Origin of the sequence: Microbacterium sp. TNHR37B (assembly GCF_001620065.1) — a bacterium.
Lineage (GTDB): Bacteria > Actinomycetota > Actinomycetes > Actinomycetales > Microbacteriaceae > Microbacterium.
Map to the genome: position 1 here is coordinate 1,198,105 of NZ_LQGV01000001.1, position 19,327 is coordinate 1,217,431.

The 19,327-nt window shown below is 67.2% G+C and carries 14 protein-coding genes and 1 tRNA gene; 5 read left to right on the forward strand and 10 right to left on the reverse strand.

Going from position 1 to position 19,327, the window contains the following annotated elements; genetic code table 11:
- Positions 1–459: 459 nt before the first annotated feature.
- Entirely contained in the window at positions 460–1,170 is a 711-nt protein-coding gene (locus tag AVP41_RS05775; RefSeq protein ID WP_067162010.1) for a hypothetical protein, read from the reverse strand.
- A gap of 179 nt (positions 1,171–1,349) precedes the next feature.
- Here AVP41_RS05775 and AVP41_RS05780 point away from each other — a divergent pair, with 179 nt between their 5' ends.
- Positions 1,350–2,417 carry a DUF3800 domain-containing protein gene (locus AVP41_RS05780; RefSeq protein ID WP_067162012.1) on the forward strand — a complete coding sequence of 356 codons (1,068 nt, stop codon included), beginning with the start codon at positions 1,350–1,352 and terminating at the stop codon, positions 2,415–2,417.
- Between the two features lie 258 nt (positions 2,418–2,675).
- On the opposite strand, the gene AVP41_RS05785 is transcribed toward AVP41_RS05780, so the two are convergent.
- The 4 genes from AVP41_RS05785 to AVP41_RS05795 form a co-directional block, all read right to left on the reverse strand.
- A complete protein-coding gene (locus tag AVP41_RS05785; RefSeq protein ID WP_197464252.1) occupies positions 2,676–6,137 on the reverse strand; it encodes an SIR2 family protein in 3,462 nt (1,153 codons plus the stop codon).
- 465 nt (positions 6,138–6,602) lie between these two features.
- Positions 6,603–7,433, reverse strand: a complete 831-nt coding sequence (locus AVP41_RS16300) for an FRG domain-containing protein (RefSeq protein ID WP_197464253.1) — start codon at positions 7,431–7,433, stop codon at positions 6,603–6,605.
- A 697-nt stretch (positions 7,434–8,130) separates the two neighbouring features.
- A tRNA-Thr gene (locus tag AVP41_RS05790) sits at positions 8,131–8,203 on the reverse strand.
- Between the two features lie 34 nt (positions 8,204–8,237).
- On the reverse strand, positions 8,238–9,245 hold the full coding sequence (locus AVP41_RS05795) for a thioredoxin domain-containing protein (protein ID WP_067162018.1): 1,008 nt from the start codon (positions 9,243–9,245) through the stop codon (positions 8,238–8,240).
- 268 nt (positions 9,246–9,513) lie between these two features.
- On the opposite strand from AVP41_RS05795, the gene AVP41_RS05800 reads away from it, so the two are divergent.
- The 3 genes from AVP41_RS05800 to AVP41_RS05810 all read left to right on the forward strand — a co-directional run bounded on the left by AVP41_RS05800 (position 9,514) and on the right by AVP41_RS05810 (position 12,357).
- Positions 9,514–10,617: an ABC transporter ATP-binding protein gene (locus AVP41_RS05800; protein ID WP_067162021.1), complete on the forward strand. Its 1,104-nt coding sequence runs from the start codon at positions 9,514–9,516 to the stop codon at positions 10,615–10,617.
- Between the two features lie 106 nt (positions 10,618–10,723).
- Positions 10,724–12,031 (forward strand): DUF4032 domain-containing protein, encoded by a 1,308-nt coding sequence (locus AVP41_RS05805; RefSeq protein WP_067162025.1) that lies wholly within the window; start codon positions 10,724–10,726, stop codon positions 12,029–12,031.
- Positions 12,032–12,042: 11 nt separating this feature from the next.
- Positions 12,043–12,357 carry a Dabb family protein gene (locus tag AVP41_RS05810; protein WP_067162028.1) on the forward strand — a complete coding sequence of 105 codons (315 nt, stop codon included), beginning with the start codon at positions 12,043–12,045 and terminating at the stop codon, positions 12,355–12,357.
- A gap of 17 nt (positions 12,358–12,374) precedes the next feature.
- Here the strand turns inward: AVP41_RS05810 and AVP41_RS05815 are convergent, their stop codons facing one another.
- Entirely contained in the window at positions 12,375–13,013 is a 639-nt protein-coding gene (locus AVP41_RS05815) for an NAD(P)-dependent oxidoreductase (RefSeq protein WP_067162032.1), read from the reverse strand.
- Between the two features lie 99 nt (positions 13,014–13,112).
- Here AVP41_RS05815 and AVP41_RS05820 point away from each other — a divergent pair, with 99 nt between their 5' ends.
- Positions 13,113–13,670: a GNAT family N-acetyltransferase gene (locus AVP41_RS05820; RefSeq protein WP_067162036.1), complete on the forward strand. Its 558-nt coding sequence runs from the start codon at positions 13,113–13,115 to the stop codon at positions 13,668–13,670.
- Here AVP41_RS05820 and AVP41_RS05825 read toward each other — a convergent pair.
- The 4 genes from AVP41_RS05825 to AVP41_RS05840 are packed head-to-tail and all read right to left on the reverse strand — an operon-like array spanning position 13,618 to position 19,196.
- Positions 13,618–14,730, reverse strand: coding sequence for a zinc-dependent alcohol dehydrogenase (locus AVP41_RS05825; RefSeq protein WP_067162039.1), 1,113 nt, complete (start codon positions 14,728–14,730; stop codon positions 13,618–13,620). The two genes, AVP41_RS05820 and AVP41_RS05825, sit on opposite strands and share 53 nt — an antisense overlap.
- 7 nt (positions 14,731–14,737) lie before the next feature.
- Positions 14,738–15,667 (reverse strand): NAD(P)-dependent oxidoreductase, encoded by a 930-nt coding sequence (locus tag AVP41_RS05830; protein WP_067162041.1) that lies wholly within the window; start codon positions 15,665–15,667, stop codon positions 14,738–14,740.
- A gap of 50 nt (positions 15,668–15,717) precedes the next feature.
- A complete protein-coding gene (locus tag AVP41_RS05835) occupies positions 15,718–17,007 on the reverse strand; it encodes a 2-oxo acid dehydrogenase subunit E2 (protein WP_067162043.1) in 1,290 nt (429 codons plus the stop codon).
- Positions 17,007–19,196 carry an alpha-ketoacid dehydrogenase subunit alpha/beta gene (locus AVP41_RS05840; RefSeq protein WP_067162045.1) on the reverse strand — a complete coding sequence of 730 codons (2,190 nt, stop codon included), beginning with the start codon at positions 19,194–19,196 and terminating at the stop codon, positions 17,007–17,009. Before AVP41_RS05840 ends, AVP41_RS05835 begins: the two co-directional genes overlap by 1 nt.
- Positions 19,197–19,327 lie beyond the last annotated feature (131 nt).

Sequence of the window (19,327 nt, forward strand, 5' to 3'; positions counted from 1 at the left end):
CGCCTTCCCCCCGGCCGCTGCTTCCGCAGGCGAGACGATGAAAGATGTCAGCACGATCGCCGCAGCGACCGCGAGAGCGACCAGACGCAGCCACGCAGTGCGTCGCGACGGCGCCACGTCAATCACATGAGACACGACGGACCTCCCCAGATCCGGCACGCCCCCAGAAGCTGAGCGAGCAGAAGTCGATGGGGCTCCCCACGATGCCCCCTCCCGCACCATACTGGAGCGCCCGTCGGACCTGCAATCAGAGGCTGCGTCCCCCTTCTTCAGTTCACATGCAGAGTGGCGGAACCGGTCGTGAACCACCACCACGCGAAGGCGGCTGCAGTGAGAACGGCGACCGACGCCACCATCCACACGGAGTGGTCCCATGCCGCGCGATGCCTGTTTGCGGAGCGATCTGCACGCGACCTCGCCGAGTGGGACTCAGGCTCTCTGCCCCGCAAGGTCAGAAAATCAAGGACTCGCCGGCCGTGGCAGTCTAGTTCTGGCGGCAGCCTCCATCGATGCGGCGGACCGCGATTTCCAGGCTTTGCGGATAGGGCTTTTGGCTTCGCGCGTCGTGGGGAGTGGATCGGCGGATCGGAGGACCGCAAGGCTGTCCGGAAAATCGCCTTCGCCCGTCCAACGGATCAGCTCGTTTGCGATCGCGCGTAGATCGCTGTTGGCTGGCGCGAGTGCTTGCCTCAAGGCGTGGCCCATTGCTTCATCCGTGATTGATGGGTCTGACGCTAGAACGCTGCGCCCCACCGCCCAAAGGGCATCTCGCTCTTTGAGGCGCGCCACGGCAACATGCGCATTGAAGTGGGGAAAGTAGATCGTAGCCTCGACCTTGGCAGTGTTGGCGAGGTCGACATCCAGTGGCTTCGACGTACTGCGCAGTAATGCGCCGAGCTCACGATTGGAGTAGTCGCGATTAGACAGGGCAATCTGCGCGAGCAACCGACCTATGCCCGCCGCGGCGACGGAGAGCTTCTCCTGCTGAGCGATGCGCTGCGTCTCCTTTCGCTCGTCTTCAGCGAGCTTGCGATCCGCCACGAGCTGCCGCTTGAGGATCAAGAAGGCGACTGCGATCGCAGCGGTCCCACCGGCTAACCCTTGGAGCAGGCCCGCGGTCCAGGCGCCGTCCGTTACGGCGCGCATGAACTCATTCCACCACTCGGTCATCTTTGCTTCCTGCCGCTCGCACTAGTTGACGTGATGGAATGTTATCGGACCTGACGTCCCGGGAAGGCGATGCATCTTCAGCATGGACGAACGCATGGGGTCGCCTAGCCGACCATCCCTCTCTGCTTTCGTCGGGATGTTAAGGCGCTGCGGGAACGCTCTCGTGTCACGATAGACGGATGACGGCAGACAATACGAGCAGCGGGGCTGAGGAGCCCCTCAGCGTTGCTTGCGATGAGTCGGGAAACGATGGGGAAAACCTCCTCGCCGGAGGTTCCCGTTTCTTTGTCCACGCGAGTGTGACAATCAGCGACCTGGATGCCACGGCGATCATGGCTGAGGTTCGATCACAAACCGGGAGCCAGAGTGTCGAGCTCAAGTCCAAGACGCTGCTGCAGAGGAAAGACGAAGCAACCGCGAGATGGTTGTTGGAGCTTCCGGAGCTGAGGGACCATGCGTCCCTGCATATCACCGACAAACGGTACTTCCTCGTCTCGAAGCTGTTCGATGCCACGATCGAAGAACTCGCTCACGAGGACGAGTACGACATGTTCGCTGACGGCGCCGCGCTCTGTGGCGCGAACATTCTGTTCTTCACCTCCCCGGCTCTCTTCGGCGAGCGGTGGGAAGCGCTGTTGGTCGCGTTTCAGAGCTTTCTTCGCGCCAGGTCGACCTCGGAAGCAGCGGCTACCCTCAGGACGTTCGACGGCCATGTTGTCGACGTGCTGGCCGCGGGTGTTTCGCCCGGCGACATGTTCTTCAGCCTGATTCATGCGGGCGTCAGACACCTGCGGACGCTCTCCCGGTTGCAGCTGGGTGAGGGCATCGACCATCGGCTGCGCACTCTCGATCCCCTAATTCCTGCCCTCGGTGCTGCCGTCCTGCACTGGGCTACCCAGTCGGGTCGTCCGGTGGAGGTTTTGCACGACGCCGCCAAGGAGTTGACTCCCGAACGCATCGAGGCGATGAGGAAACACTTGGCCGCGCCAGAGATCGTCTCCCCTAACCGAGCTGGAAAGGGCGTGGAACTCGTGAACGTCACTTTGGCCGATTCGAAGCTGGAAGCCAGAGTTCAGGTCGCGGATCTGTTGGCGGGGCTCGGCAGGAGTGTGCTCGAAGCGGAGAGCTATGGGAAGCGTCACCCGTTGACTCCACTTGTGGAGGGATTCATAAGCAGGCTGAGCGTGATACCAAACCCGGAAATGATGAACCCAGATACCGCGAAGGCTGTCGCTGAAAGCATGTGAGCCGGCTTCAGCGGGCCGCGGGGCCGCCGCCCCGGAACAAAGCCGGATCCTGGCTCACGCTCTCGGGTCTGCCGCACTGGTAGGAGACATCTGGGTTGGGTTGCCCGGGCCTGATCGAGCGTTCGCCGACGTCGTCCGATACCATCGCGAGGGCCCCGTCACCGGCAACCTTGCAGAGAGACGCAGCTAGTGAGGCGGAAGGACCGAACTCGCGGTTCAGGACGACACTCGCCACTAGAAGCATCTACCCACACCGCATTACGCATCCACCCAGGAGAGAGCTTCGTGGACGCCTCGTTGAACAGCGAGCTCAGCGAGTTGACGAAGTGAAGCAGGTGCAGCGTCCGCTTTCACTCGCTCGAAGAGCTGCTCTAGCTCGGAACGGATGTGCCAGTCGGCAGTTTCTGTTAGGCGCAATCTGGCAGTCACGACCCTGACGAGCAACTCGACGATCAGCTGAGTGCGCGCTGGGTCGAGGTGGTGGAATCTCGTGCGCGCACCGATAGCGCCGGGGCAGGACGTTGTGAGTGTCAGCGCATCCTCAGTCCCGAGTTCGAGAGCGAGGTCCCCCCAAGCGGTCCGCTCCTCAGGAGACTGAACGCCTGGCGCGGCCGCTTGGCGGGTGGCGATCGCACTTTCCAGCCAAGATGACCACAGACTCTCGCGACCTGCGTCGTCGAGGTCGGTCACGGCGTGACCCAACGCGCGGATGAATGCGACGAGTTGCCCCGCCCGCTGCGGGGTAGCCAAGTAGTCGATCAAGGCGAGTCGATCCACCGTGCTCGCGGTGGAGAATGCCGCGATCGAGGCGACTGTCGCCCAGTACCGCTCGGCCATGCCCTGGTCGCGGCCGGTCGCCGCATCCACTGAGCGTAGGAGAAGTTGCCAGAAACCTGCGTCGAGGAGATCGGGCGAAGTTCGGGGTTCGTGGAGGAAGCTGAACCACGCGTCCGGCGCGAACGCGGATACATCCGAGTCGAAAAGTGGGAACACGCGCGCAGCAGTGAACTGCGGGTCTGCGGCGAAGAGAAAGTGAAGCTTCCAGCTGAGAATGCTCGCGGCCGTATCTCGCGTGGAGGTTGGTGACGTCAGCATCAAACTGAACGCGCGACTTTCAATCTCAGTAAGACCCTCCCACTGCTCCGGCGCCGCCTGCCACCTTGCGGCGACGCGATTCAGCCAATACTGGGCGAGGATGCCTGGCCAGGTGTTCAGGCCTCGCATCAGCAAGTCGCTCCACCCGCCAGGATCAAACTCGGGCGCGTGCATCTCCCACAACTCGACAGCGAGAGCGTCGAGCTTCTCCATCGCCAGCGGAACCAAGTCCCCTTCCGCGGGCTTTGACACGGAGTTCAGCACCTCACTCACAGGGCGAGCAAGCTCGGGTCTGACGCTCTGCTCTTCCAGGGCTCCGACCAGGTCGTTGATGCTCTCCAGTAGAACTGAGCTCTGACTCCATCCGTGCATGATCGCGCCGAGCAGGTCGTGGTGCCGCGCAAAGGGGGCGAGCATAACTTCCGGGAGCAACTGGAGACCGACCGATGGTTGCGCTGCAGCGGCCTCTCGTACGAGCTTGCAGGCGTCCTCCCACGTGGGGTCGTCGAAGTTTCGCTCCGAGTAGTCGAGGACAAGGAGCGATTGAACGCTGGCGCGCGCCCCATCCTCGCGCACCCGCGTGAGGAACTCGTCGACTGTCAGCGGCATCTTGCCGCCCCAGGTTCCTGAAGTCATGTAGTGATCGAGGTCTGGGTGAGTGCGGACTCCCATGTCTGGCTCATCTCGGCGGATGTCTGAGATGGCTGCGTCCAACTCCGGCCAGGGCGACTCGGCGTACCTGCTCAACCACTCAGCCCTGTCAAAGATCGCTCTGCGACGCGGGCGCGCATCCACCCCCTCGACGGGATCGTCATTTGGCGGGCCCGCGAGAACGGAAGCCAGCAACCGTTGTCTGGAGTCGGGACTCAGGTCGGGCGCCACAAGCTGAAGCAGACGAAACAGTTCATGCTTCGCTTCGGGGTCGTAGAGGAGGCCGCCGAGCACAGTGGCGCACTTCTCGTCACCGCTCAGGTGTGGGGATTCGGCAATGAGATGCAGTCCAAGTCTGCGAAAGAGAGCGTAGGGACTTGACAGCCACCGGGCCGAAAGGTCTGAACTGCTGGATCTCGCCCGCAAGGCGCTATCACGAAGCATGTCAATGATCGTCCCCTCCTCATCGCTGAACCTGTCTTGCTCGTGCGGCTCGATCGCGGAACGACGAAAAGACCACGGGTCGAACGTACGCTCGGGGTCGAACGCTCTCAGCAGTTCGTACGCATCGGTCAGCGCCTGTTCGGCGATCTGGAGCACGGTGTCAGCGATCTCCAGACCTTCCTCTGAGACCTGCTCCCACAGCACCTTCAGGACGTCGTCTGAAGTCGCCCATTCAATCTCAGCCGACACCCGACGCGGCTGAGTCTCGTCCTCGTCGATGGGGAACCAGGGTCGGTCCTCTCTCAGAATGAGACGAGGCACGAGCGCGCGACGAAGTAAGGGAAGCGCGTCGCCACCAGAGAGTGGGTTGCCGTAGCCCTGGAACCAGCTGAGGCTCGACTCTGCAGGGTCGGTCCGCATAACGGCGGTCAGGATGGTCATCCAACGGCGCGCGTCTTCGGGAGCCGTCGATCGCAGACCCCGCGCAGCGCGGGAAATCTCCCACTGAAGCTCGGTAGAAACTACCGGCCCAAGCCTGGCGAGAGCGCCAAGCGCAAGCATCGAATACTCCGGTACCGCAACGTATTGGCTCACGAACCAGTCGGCCAACACCCGAGATGACTCGCTCTCGGCTCGCCCCACTTCGAACAACCTCCGGAACACGGGCTGCTCTTCCGCCCACCGCAACCACTCGTAGCCAGTGGCCACCGCCGCAAATCCACGTGCTCCGGCCGGCGTGTTCAAGACATCAGCGAGGTAGTCCGCTTCCTCCGGCACCGCTGGCGGGCTCCCCGCAGCGATGTCCTTCGCTCGCGCGTAGTGCTCGAGAACGCCCATGTTCATCAGCGCCGCCCATGCCTCCAACGCGCGAGGCAAAGCCGCGTGCTCTTCGTCGCCTGGATAGGCGACCGGAGTGATCCGAAGGTTCTCCCATCGAGGACTGTCCGGCTCATGAGTGAGCGCGAACCGCGGTTGGGCGCTCGGTGGAAGCCCACGAGCGAGGTACGTCATCACAACATCACTGTGGCTGTAGCCGACGAACAGCACAGTCCGATGCTCAAAGAGGTCCTGCACGAACCGGCGAGCCCAACCGTCCGTGAGGTATGCGCGCCCGAAGTCGTCGTCCGTGACAACGAGCTCGGCCGCGGGACGAGACGAGGCCCCGTGAAGGTAGACCAGACCTTGGAAATCCTTCCCCAAGGGCACGGCCGGACCCGAGTACGTATCACCGAGCTCAAGGGACGCCTCTGCAGCCGCCTTCTGAACGTGGAGGTCGTAGTTTGTCGTCACGATTGGCGCACCAATCGCAGCCGCGAGGCGGGCGAGTGCTAGGTGGTTCGCATTGGCACGCGACTCCGCGCTTCCGATGATTGCGCGCACGTGCTCCCTGACCAGCGGGTAGCTCTGAGTCAGCTGGCCCAGAAACCGATCGGGGCTCAACGTGGCGTCATACTCCACTCCGAGCGACCGAGCGATTTGCTGCGCAAGCCCGTCAAAGAGAGGGAGGTTGGACGGATCGTTCAACGACACACCGGCGCCCACAAATAGGACCAGGCGTCCATCGCGAGCTGCCGCCAGGAGAGCGTTAGGGATGTCGACGTGTTGGGTAATCCTCACGTGCTGAGGTCCTCTCGGCCTGTGTGCGCCACGGTTTGCCGCGATCCAGGCCCGGCTGCTGCTGGGCCCGCGACGAGAGTACTCGCCGTGTCGATTAGCGTCGCGGCGGCTCGGGTGCGCATGCGCTCATCGTACTGACGAGGTGGGCCAGCATCGGTGGTGTCGCCTTACGATGGGCTCCTCGGCCAGAGAAGCGATGCTTCGGCTTGTGGGGACGAACAGGCGCTACACCGACGCTCTAGACGCACGGATGACGGTCGCGCACTGAAGTCTATGGTCGGGTCGGGATCGCTTTAGTAGTTGACGGCGTTGGAGCTGGGTCTCGATCGGTTCAAGCCTTACCCGGATTTTCGGACACCGCCTTCCCCCACCCATCTTCTAGAGGGGTATGGTTCTCCCAAACCGTCTGGCGAAGCTCTGTATCGGGTGATCGGTCCACGCAATTGGATACACGGTCTCCGAGTCCAATCCGCTTCGGGAGACTAGCAACTCACGAAGGTACGGCTTAGAGGATCTCGGAATCTTGAAGCAAATGACTTCTGCAGTCCGTTGAGCAGGTTTCCCGCGCTGGCCCATTCGTGTCATACGTTTGGCGAGGAAGTCGGAGTCAACATCTCCGAGATTGAGATTCAGCGTCGACTCTTCATGTGGAGTAGTGAAAGCACCGAGGATGAAGGAGCCGCGCTGGATCCTTAGGCGCTCCGCAACGTACGGGGGCCGATACCACAGATAGCCAGACTCGGACTGTGCCGCGACTTCAGTGTAAGAACGATCGTCCACTGGCGAGATCCATCGATCTTCGGATGGGCGGAGAATTCCAAGGATGCGACCGTCAAGGTGGTCCTTCGAGCCGGCCTTCACGGGATCGTCGGCGTCCGCGAACACAGCCATCCAAAAAGCGATCAACGGGTCGACTGAAACGTCGAGCAACGGCGTCGCTGCGCCATAGTGCTGCAGATGCGCCAATAGTGCAAGGTCTGGGTAACTGCGATCCGAAGGCGACCGGTCCAAGCCCGCAGCCCGCGCCTTATCCAGCAGAGTGGTCGTATGCTCACGAGTCGTGGCTTGCGCATCGTGCAGTGCCGTGCCGTCGCCGAGAACGCGCGTGTGCATTCCTGGTTCGAGTCGATACCGATCCTCTGCCTCGCCACGCCAGAGCCACACTTCCTCCTTGAAAGTAACGTGCATGTGCTGAACAGCAGACAGCACCTGGCGAGCCTTGTGCTCCGGGGTAGTAGATCGCGGCGTCCATATGAGCATCAGTACTTCTCTCCTGACGTTTGCTGTGATCAAGGGGTGCTTGCGGTGAGCGTCAAACACCGTGACCAGGCGGAGGTGACTGCTGCTCAAGCATGGCATCCGATTGGCGTCTCCGCGGAGCGGCCCACTGAACGTGCGCCGTTGACATATGGGCTCGGTTGTCAGCAACGCCGGCGGGCTCTCCTCTGGACGTTCGGTCGGAGCAGCGCATCGTTGTCAGCGACAACGTCCAGACCGGTCGCAACGAGCAACTCACGGGCGTCGAGAATCACACGCAGCGGGCCTTGCGCGCCATCCGCGACGAGTAACTATCGCTGTGTTTGTGAGCGACAGTGGCAGGTCGCGTGCGTGTCCACCGGCAACGGCGACCTCACCCTCCCCCGGGAAACGACCGCAGTCGGGCTCAAGGCCACCGAGTCGCCGACGAGTCCGCGGGCGATCCCCCTCCGGGCGCGAGCCACACCCGCCAGCACCACCCGCCTGCGGCGGCACTAGCATTCTCAGCGCTCACGAAACGATCGAACGCGCCTGGAGACCGGGCGCCAGGACCGCAAACGGCCCAAAACACCGACGGACACCCGCACGATGCGAGTGCCCGTCTAGCTTTCGGCCGGTTCTGCGAATAGTCTCACCGACGGCCCAACGGTGCCGGCTACAGGACTTGAACCTGCAACCCCCGTATTACAAGTACGGTGCGCTACCAATTGCGCCAAGCCGGCAGAACGCCCAGTCTAGCCGGGCGTCAGAGCCACCCTACGGCTTGTCCTTCGGCGCCTTGGACGCCTTGGGCGACGGCGAGGAGGTCGGCGTCGGGGTGGGCGTCGCCGTCTCCTGCGACTTGTAGAACGCGTCGCTGGCGCTGGTCATGACGAACTGGGAGAACTCGGCGGGATCGTCGAGCGCGCCCACGTATGCCTGACCGTTGACGACGACCATCGGGATGCTCGTGAGCGCCAGGCCGTCGGTGTCGGGGATCTCGGCCACCGCGCGCTCGGTCGCTTCCTTCACCCAGGAGGAGAAGGCCCCCGTCTCGATGCAGGTGCGCACCTCTTTGGGGTCGTCGGCGCCAGAGGCGATCGCCAGGTTGGCGAGCTCATCGTCGGAGTAGCCGTCGGAGTCCACGGCCGGCTGACGCGAGAGCAGCTCGTTGTTGAAGTTGAAGAAGTCATCGGGAGAGTACGTCGCCATGCAGGCGGCGGCTCCCGCGGCGCGCAGCGAGTACTTCGTGCCGTTGGACTTGGCGGCCAGCATCGACACCGGGTGGTACGTGAGCGTCGCTGCTCCCTGGTTGACCCACGAGCTCAGCTGCTGGAGGTTCGCCAGCTGCCACTCCCTGGCGCCGGGCGAGAGGTAGTCGACGTAGACGCGGATGTCGACTGGCGGCGCGGCGGATGCGGCAACGCTCTCGCTCACGGTCGGCGAGGGCGTCGGCGTCTTGGCGTCGGCCTGCGGGGTGGCGCTGGGCGTGGCGTCGACCTGCGCGGTGGTCTCGCCGCCGACGACGCCGGTGATCGACGAAATCGCGAATCCATCGGCCGACGCGTTGCGCGGCTCCAGCTGCGGCCGGCTCGCGGTGGCGGCCACGGCCCACGCCACCACGACGGTCACGGCAGCACCCGCGAACAGCGCTCCGGCCACGAGCGCGGCGCGGCGCACCAGGCGGGCTCGTGACTGCTGCACGCGGACCTGCTGGGCCTTCTCGCGCACCGCTTCGCGACGGTCACTCGCGGACGGTTCGGGGGTGGGGCCGTCGATGGACATGGAACCTCTTGCGAAAACGAATGTGCCGGATCGGCCTCCGGCTGTCCGCACGGGTTAGCGAACAGATCGATGGTAGTCAGACACCCTGGGAAAAACCCAGACACGGAACGGGCAGGGACCGTGATTTCCCCGGCCTCGAGCCTCCGCGGCGAGCCCCCGGCGTGCCATACTGGTCGAGCGTCCTCCCGGGACGTGCGGGCCAAGCCCCCGCTCATTCCATTCACTACGGATCGTCCGGCACGTACCTGCCGGTGAAGGAGAAGAACAAATGGCGTCCGTCACCTTTGACAACGCAACCCGCCTCTACCCCGGCGGAACCCGCCCCGCGGTCGACAAGCTGAACCTCGAGATCGCCGACGGCGAGTTCCTGGTTCTCGTCGGCCCCTCCGGTTGCGGTAAGTCCACCTCGCTGCGCATGCTGGCCGGCCTCGAAGAGGTCAACTCGGGCCGCATCCTCATCGGCGACCGCGATGTCACCGACATCCCGCCGAAGGACCGCGACATCGCGATGGTGTTCCAGAACTACGCGCTGTACCCGCACATGACGGTCGCCGAGAACATGGGCTTCGCCCTGAAGATCGCCGGCGTCGGCAAGGAAGAGCGCGCCAAGCGCGTGGAAGAGGCCGCCAAGCTCCTCGACCTCGAGCAGTACCTGAGCCGCAAGCCCAAGGCTCTCTCCGGTGGTCAGCGTCAGCGTGTCGCCATGGGCCGCGCGATCGTCCGCAGCCCCCAGGTGTTCCTCATGGACGAGCCGCTGTCGAACCTCGACGCCAAGCTCCGCGTCCAGACCCGCAGCCAGATCGCCTCGCTCACGCGTCGCCTGGGCGTCACCACGGTCTACGTCACGCACGACCAGACCGAGGCCCTCACGATGGGTGACCGCATCGCCGTCCTCAAGGACGGTCTGCTGCAGCAGGTCGGCACCCCGCGCGACCTGTACGAGAAGCCGCAGAACGTGTTCGTCGCCGGCTTCATCGGCTCGCCGGCCATGAACCTGTTCCCGGCCGACATCGCCGAGGGCGGCGTCCGCTTCGGCACGAGCGTCGTGGGCGTGGAGGCCGACACCCTCGGCAAGGCGAACGGATCGCAGGTCACCATCGGTGTCCGCCCCGAGGACATCGTCGTCAACCCCGAGGACGGCCAGGGCATCACCGTGAGCGTCGACCTGGTCGAGGAGCTCGGTGCCGACGGTTACCTCTACGGCCACGCCGACGTCAACGGCAAGAACACCGACTTCGTCGCCCGTGTCGACGGCCGTCGTCACCCGAGCGCCGGCGACAAGGTCGTCCTCGCTCCGATCCCCGGCCACGTGCACGTGTTCGACTCCGAGTCGGGCGAGCGCCTGACCGACAAGGCCATCGCTTCGGCCTGATCCGACACAGACGAGCGACGCGGCGCGGTGGGTCACTGACCCCCGCGCCGCGGCGCATGTGGGGCTGGCACGCCCCGCACGACCGGTACGCAAGGGAGGACGCGCCGTGGTGGAGTCGCTGACCATCACCGCCAGCAGCGTCGATGCGGGGCTGCTCGCCCTGCCGTGGTCCACGCCGCTCGAAGAGTGGTCGAACGACACGATCGTCTCGCTGCCGAAGGGGATCTCGCGTCATCTCGTGCGCTTCGCGAGCCTGTCGGGACGGGTGGTGGCCGTCAAGGAGACGACCACCGAGATGGCCCGCCGAGAATACGAGATGCTCGGCTCGCTGTCGCGGCTCGATGTGCCGTGCGTGGATCGCGTCGCCGTGATCGACGGACGCCGCACCCCCAAGGGCGACCCGCTGCCGGCGGCCCTCGTCACCGCCCACCTCAAGTTCTCCCTCCCCTACCGCGCCCTGTTCACCCAGGTCCTGCGCCCCGACACGGCGGGGCGCCTCGTCGACGCCCTCGCCGTGCTCCTGGTCCGCCTCCACAACATCGGGTTCTTCTGGGGCGACGTGTCCCTCTCCAACACCCTCTTCCGCCGCGACGCGGGGGCGTTCGCCGCCTACCTCGTCGACGCCGAGACCGGAGAGCTCCACGAGCGCGGCCTCACCCGCGGCCAGCGCGAGCACGACCTCGACATCGCCCGCACCAACATCGCCGGCGAGCTGATGGACCTCGAAGCCGGCGGACGACTGGAGGGCAGTGTCGACGCGGTCGCGATCGCCGACAGCATCATGTCGTCGTACTGGTCACTGTGGGGCGCGCTCAACGACCAGGAGTCGTTCTCGGTCAACGAGTCGTGGCGCCTCACCGAGCGGGTGCAGCGCCTCAACGACCTCGGCTTCGACATCGGGGAGATGTCGATCCAGACGATCTCCGACGGCACCGTCGTCTCGATCCAGCCCAAGGTCGTCGACGCCGGCCACCACCAGCGGCGGCTGCTGCGCCTCACCGGCCTCGACGTCGAGGAGAACCAGGCCCGGCGTCTGCTCAACGACATGGACGAGTTCAGCGCTCGCGTCTCCCGTCTCGGCAGCGACGAGGAGATGGTCGCGCATGAGTGGCTGACGCGCGTGTTCGAACCCGTCGTGAAGGCGATCCCGTTCGATCTGCGCGCGAAGCTGGAGCCGGCCGAGGTGTTCCACCAGGTGCTCGAACACCGGTGGTACATGTCGCAGGCGCGCGGGACGTCCGTTCCGATCGCGGAGGTCGTCTCGTCCTACATCAACGACGTCCTGCGCTTCCGCCGCGACGAGGCGACCGTCATGGGTCCGCCGACCGAGACCATGGCGCTGCCGATCCTGACCGGCGCCGTCGACATCGAGGAAGAAGACGATGAGGGCGTCGACTGGCGCGACCTCGTCTAGAAGGGAACCCCATGATCCTGCACCAAGTCGCCTTCACCTGGCGCGAGTCGGTCAGCGACGACGACGTGCGCGCCCTCACCGCCGCCCTCACCGAGATGGCGACCCAGATCCCGTCGATCCGCTCGTACGTCGCCGCACCCAACCTCCGGGTCCGCCCGAGCGACGTGGACTATGCGATCGCCGCAATCGTCGACGACGAAGCGGGGCTGGCCGGCTATCTGGACCACCCCGCGCACCTCGCGGTCTACGAGTCGCACCTCGGCCCGATGCTGGCCAGCCGCCACGCTTCGCAGCTGCCGCTGTCCGCCGGGACCCTCACGGCCTGAGCATCCCGGCGGCCCGCTCAGTAGCCGACCGTGAAGCGCTCGCGGTGGTGGCGCGGCTTCTCGATCTCGTCGAGGACGGCCACCGCCAGGTCGGCTCCGGAGATGAACGACTCGCCCTCGTCGTCGGTGACGATCACCTCGCCGCCGTCGCGGTACTGACCGGTGCGCTCCCCCGGGTTCCACGCACCAAACCCGCCGGCGGGGTGCACATAGAACCAGTCCCGACCGGTCTGCTCGGCCTGCAAGTCTTCGAGCACGCCGATCGCTTCCAGCGCCTCGGCCTTGAACTCGTCGGGGAACCCGCTGTCGACCACGCGGGGACCTCCCGGCGCGACGAGGCTGCCGCCGGCGCCTCCGATGACCCCCACCCGCACGTCGTCCGGGAGGACCGAGAAGAGCGCCTCGAGGTTGGGGCGCACCTGGCCCTCCATCTCGCCGCGCGGCGCCACGGCCGAGACGACGACATCGACGCCGGTCAGCTCTTTCGCGAGCGCCGGGACGTCGAGCAGTGTGCCTTCGACGTAGGTCGCCCCGGGGACGCGCTCGGCCGGCGCGGTGCGGGCGACCGAGAGGACGCTGTGTCCGCGGTGGACGGCTTCGGCGACGATGTGGCGTCCGGCGTAGCCGGTTCCTCCGAGGACGGCGATGGTGGCCATGGGTGTTCCTTTCGACGGGTGTTGCTCCTCCTCCATCATCCGTCCCGGCGGCGCATTCCCGCCAGGACATCCCCGCCCGATGGGATACTCCCAGACGTGATGTCTTCTCCTTCCCCGGGCAGCGGGCTCCACGCGGTCCCCCTGACGACCTCGGAGCTCGACGCGCTGGCGACCGGCACGGCAAGCGACGCCGTGCGCCGACGGCTGGGGCCGCACGTCGGCGGAGAGCCCCTGCGGTGGCTGTGGGAGATCCGTGCGGCGCAGGTGCGGGAGCGCCCCGGCGACCTGCCGTGGATCGCCCGGCCCCTGTATCTGGGCGACACCCCCGTCGCCGTCGGCGCGGCGGGGTTCCACAGCGCTCCCGACGACGAGGGCGCCGTGGAGATCTCCTACGAGATCGACCCCACCTTCCGGGGGCGAGGGCTGGCGACAGCGGCTGCGGAGATGCTCGTCGCCGAGGCGATCGCCGCGCCTGAGGTGCGGACGGTCGTCGCATCGGTATCGCCGGGAAACTCGGCGTCGCTGCGGATCGTGCGGCGCCTCGGCTTCGTGAAGGTGGGAGAGGTCGACGATCCCGAGGACGGCATCGAAGAGGTGTTCCACCTCAGCGCGAAGGCGCCGTCACCGACCGGTCCGGGGGCCGCACGAGCGTCTTGACCGCCGGCGGTCGTCCCTCTGACAGAGGCTCGAGGGCCCCCTCGACGAGATCGTCGAAGGCGATCGGGTCCGACGCGACGGCCTGCCATCTCCCCGCCCGCTGCGCGACCAGGCGGGCCGCGTCGACGAGGTCGGTCTCGCGGACCATCGCGTTGGTGCCGACGAGCGTGAGCTCGCGCACGGTGACCCGTCCGAGGTCGACGGGTGCCGGTCTCTTCGCGATCCCCACCGCCACCACGGTCGTTCCCATCGGCACGATCTCGATCGCGAGGTTCATGCCGCGCTCGCTCCCCGTGACCTCGAAGAACACGGGAAGCCTCTCTCCCCAGCTCGCCGCGATCTCCGCGGCCGAGGAATCGGTGCCGGCGCGCACGGTGAGCTCCGCGCCGAGGTCGGCGGCGAGCTCCACGCGCTGCGGGTCGAGGTCGACCGCGACGACCCTCACTCCGCGATCGACAAGGGCGTGGATGAGGAAGGCGCCGATCCCGCCGACCCCCTGCACGACGGCGACGTCACCGGCGCGAACGCCCGACCGGCGCGCCGCGTGCACGGCGATCGACATGGGCTGGACGAGCGCCGCCTCACCGCCGTCGATGCCGAGCGCGCCCGCGTCGACGCAGCTGGCGACGGGAGCCGTGACGTACGAGGCCAGTGCGCCGTCGCGGTGGAGACCCACGGCGCTGTAACGGCGGCACACGTTGGAGCGACCCGACACGCACAGGTCGCACGAGCCGCACGGGGCGGCGCCGCAGGAGGCGACGAGCCGACCGGTCCACGCCGCGTCGACCCCTTCGCCTGTCGCGACGACCGTGCCGGCGAACTCGTGCCCGAGCGTCATCGGCCCCCGATGCCCGGTCACGGCATGACGGTTCTCGATCGGGGTGAGGATCGGCCCGTACGCCCATTCCGCCGCGTCGGTGCCGCACACCCCGACCATCGTGACCTCGATGAGCACCTCGCCGGCGGCGGGGCGGGGCACGGGCACCTCTTCGAACCGCAGATCCCGGCGACCATGGAGCACGGCGGCGCGCATGGTCGCCGGGATCTGCGAAGGTGTCATCGAAGGGTCAGTCGGTCAGACCGTCGGTGACGTCGGCGTTCTCGGACTGGAGGTCGAGCCCCGCGCCGCGGGCGACGGCGAGCAGGAGCGTCGCGAAGTCCTGCTCCGTGTTTCCGGCCCCCACTTCCTGAGCGACGATCTGACGGGTCGCCGAGGCGATCGGCATCGGTGCCCCGAGTCGGTACGCGGCGTCGAGTCCGAGATCGAAGTCCTTCTGCAGCAGCGGCATCGTGAAGGTCGGCGTGAAGTCGAGGTTGACGAACGCAGGGGTCTTGTAGCCGGTGAAGACCGAGCCCATGACCGAGTCGTTGAGGAAGGAGAGGAACGCCTCGCGCGACACCCCGCCCTTCTGCGCGAGCACGGTGATCTCGGCGAGGGACTGGGTGACCACGCCCAGGAAGACGTTGTGGGCGATCTTCACGAGGCGAGCCACCTCGCCCTCGCCGACGTACGTGACCCCGCGGCCGAAGACCTGGAGCACCGGCTCCACCTCGTCGAAGACGTCGCGCGGACCGGAGACGGCGACGGTCAGCTTTCCCGCAGCGATGACGGCGGGGTTGCCGGAGACCGGAGTGGCCAGGAACGCGGTGCCGCGCTCGGTCGCCGCAGCCCGCACCTTCTCGCTCGTGGCGACCGAGACGGTCGACACGTCGGCGACGATCCGCGGCGCGGACGGCCCGGTCAGCAGCCCGTCGGGCCCGAGGAGCACGTGCTCGAGGTCCTTGTCGGCCGAGACCATGCTGAAGACGAGGTCGCGACCGGCGAGGTCCACGGGACGCGCCGCGTGGGAGGCTCCCGCGTCGACGAGCGGCTGGACCTTGGCGGCCGTGCGGTTGTAGACGGCAACGTCGTACCCGGCATCGAGCAGGCGCTGGACCAGCTGGGTGCCCATGCGGCCCGCGCCGATCCAGCCGATGGTGGGCAGGTTGTCAGTCATGTGGGTGTTTCCTTATCTCTCGACGTCGAGGGTCTTCGGGTGGGATCGGATCAGACGAGCAGCGACAGCGGGTTCTCGATGCGTTCGGTGAACGCCGCCAGCCACTGGGCGGCCAGCGCGCCGTCGAGGACGCGGTGGTCGGCGGAGAGGGTGACGCTCATGACCGTGGCGGGCACCAGCGTGTCGCCCTCGACGACGGCACGACGCTCGGCCGCCCCCACGGCGAGGATTCCCGAGTGCGGCGGGTTGATGATCGCGGAGAACCGCGAGGTGCCGTACATGCCGAGGTTGGAGACGGCGAAGGAGCCGCCCTCCAGCTCCCGCTGCTTGAGCCTGCCCGCGCGGGCCTTGTCGGCGAGGTCGCGGACGCCGCTGCTGATGGCACTGAGAGTGAGCCCCTCGATGCCGCGGAGGACGGGGGTGACGAGTCCCCCCGGGATCGAGACCGCGACGCCGACATCGACCGTCGAGAAGCGTCGGGTCGCCTCCTCCGTCCAGATCGCGTTGGCTTCGGGAACGTCGAGCATCGCGGCGGCGACCGCCTTGAGCACGAAGTCGTTGACCGAGATCTTCACCGTGCCCCGCTCGTTGATGCGCGCTCGGAGCGCGAGCACCTCGTCGACGCGGCAGTCGGCCGACAGGAAGAAGTGCGGCACGGTGGTGACGCTCTCGGTGAGCCGGCGCGCGATCGCCCGCCGCATGCCGGTGTGCGGGATGTCGGTGTAGGCCGCGTCGGGCTCGGGCGCCGACATCCGCGCGGGCGGCGTGTGGGTGGGTTCGGGAAGGGCGTCGAGGTCGCGACGGACGATGCGCCCGTGCGGTCCCGAACCGGCGATGTGCGAGAGGTCGATGCCGCGCTCGCGGGCGAGTCGGCGAACGAGCGGGCTCGCGAAGAGCCGGGCGCCCTCGGCGCGCTCGGGTGCGGCGGCGGGTGCCTGGTCCGTCGAAGCGGGCGCCGTGGGAGCGGGCGCCGTGGGGGCGGGAGCATCCGGGACGGCGGGAGCCGGCGTGGCAGCGGAGGGCTCGTCCGGGGCGGGAGCGGACGGGGCGGGAGCGGACGGGGCGACTCCGGCCTCGGCGATCGCGTCGTCGGCGGACTGTCCGGGCGCGGCGAGCACGGCGATGGGAGCACCCACCGCCACGGCCGCACCGGCGTCGACCAGTAGCGCCGCGACGACGCCCGCCTCCTCGGCCTCGTACTCGACGACGGCCTTCTCGGTCTCGATCTCGACGATCTCCTGCCCCGCTGCCACGCTGTCGCCGACGGCGACGAGCCACGACTGCACCGCGGCCTCGGTGGCCCCGGCGGCGAGCGCGGGCATGCGAACCACGGCGGCCATCATCGTCCTCCGGCGTTCACGCGCACACGTTCGAGACCGGCCACGACCTCTTCGGTGCGCGCGATGGCGGCTCGTTCGAGGACCCGGGAGATGCTGGGGCTGGCCTCTCCGCCGGTGACCCGCTCGACGGGCTGGTCGAGCCAGTCGAAGAGCCGGCGCTGGACCTCGTCGGCGAGCCATCCGCCGTACGAGGTGCCCCGCGCGCCCTGCTCGACGATGAGGACGGCGCCGGTCTTCTTGACGCTGCGCTCGATGGTCTCCCAGTCCAGCGACGCCCGGTCGAGCCAGCGGAGGTCGATGACCTCGCCGTCGATGCCGGTCTGCTCCACGGCCTCCAGCGCGTGCCCCACCATCGAGAGGTACGTGAGGATCGTGACGTCGGAGCCCTCGCGCCGGACGGCGGCGCTCCCGGGCGGGATGATGTAGTCGAGGTCGCCGTCGGGTACCCGGTCGGCGGTGCCGTAGAGGTCGACGTGCTCGATCACGAGCACCGGGTCTTCCAGGGCGAGGGCGGCGTTGAGGAGGCCCACGTAGTCGGCGGCCGTGGAGGCGGCGACGATGCGCCACCCGGGGGCGGTCGCGAAGATCCCCGCGGGGTCCATGAGGTGCTGGGAGCCGTACCCGGAGCCCATCGCGACCTTGGTGCGCAGGACGAGCGGAAGCGTGTTGTTGTCGCCGAACATATGGCGCGCCTTGCCCACCTGGTTGAACACCTGGTCGGCGGCCACCCACATGAAGTCGGGATACATGAACTCGACGACGGGACGGAACCGGCCGTCGAGCGCGATCCCGCCGGCGAGCCCGAAGAACCCGTTCTCGCTGATAGGGGTGCCGATCACGCGGTCGGCGCCGAAAGCGTCGCGCAGTCCCTTGGTGGCGCCATTGGTGCCGCCGGCGAGGCGGTGGACGTCCTCGCCCATGACGATGATGCGGGAGTCGGCTGCCATGCGCCGCTCCATCGCCGCCGCCACGGCGTCGACGAACTTGACCTCGGTCCACCCCCCGGTGTGCGCGGAGGGCTCGGCGACCGTCAGCCCGGCCAGCTCCGACGCGTCGCCGCGGATCCCGGTGTCGACCACGGCGGGATCCGGCCACAGCTCGGGGCGGATACGGCGACGCCCCGCGTTGTCGGGGTCGTCCTCGACGAGCTGGGCTACGGCTTCCGCCATCGCCTGCTGAGCCTGCGCGCGAACCGAGGCCGCCTCGTCGGGGCCGAGAATGCCCAGACGCGCGAGCTCGGTCTCGACCCGCGTGATCGGATCGCGGGCGCGCCACGCCTTCTCCTCGTCCTTCGTGCGGTAGCCGAACGCGCTCCCCGGGTAGGGACCGTTCTGGTGGAAGAACCGATAGACCTCCGCCTCGACGATGGCGGGGCCCTCGCCTGCGCGCATCCGATCGAACGCCTCTTGACTGGCGAGGTGAACCGCGAGCGGGTCCATGCCGTCCACGCGCCACGACGGGATGCCGAAGCCCTGACCACGCACGGAGAACCGCGGGTCGGCGGTCACCTCGTCGGCGTGGGTGGAGACGGCGTAGAGGTTGTTCTCGATGAAGTACATCACCGGGAGCTTCCACGCGGCGGCGAGGTTCATCGACTCGAGCACCGAGCCGATCTGGCTCGAGCCGTCGCCGAAGTAGTTGATGGAGACGTCGGTGGTGCCGGCGTGCTTCTGCGCCCAGGCGTTGCCCGTCGCGATCGGGGCGCCACCGCCGACGATCGCGTTCGTCCCGAGGGCGCCGGCCTCCAGCCACTGCAAGTGCATCGATCCCCCGCGGCCGCCGGAGAAGCCCTGGGCGAGGCCGAGGATCTCGGCGAGCGTCCGCTGGAGCAGTCCTTGCATCGGCTCGTCGACGACGGCGGCGGGGTCGATCGCACCGCCGCTCACGTGCGTGATGGCCTTCGCCAGGAACTGGTGATGCCCGCGGTGCGAGCCGTTGACCGCGTCGCTGGAGCGGAGGGTCACGATCGATCCGACCGCGCCGCCCTCCTGTCCGATGCTCGAGTGCGCCGGGCCGTGCACGAGACCGGTGCCGGCGAGCTCGAGCACGCTCTCCTCGAAGGCGCGGATCAGCTGCAGCTCGCCGAGCATCGTCGTCAGCAGCGCGGGGTCGGCGGCCTTCCAGTCGGCCGCCGTCGTGCGGAGCTCGACCCAGGGGACGTCGGTCGAAAGGGTGCGTCGTCGCGGCATGTGCGTCTCCATCGATGTCATGCGATGCCCTCACCGTAACCGGGATTGCATCCAATCGCAAGACAACTACCGAGAATCAGGAACGAACCTGCCGAAAACGGTGACGATCTGGATACAATGACGATGCTCAC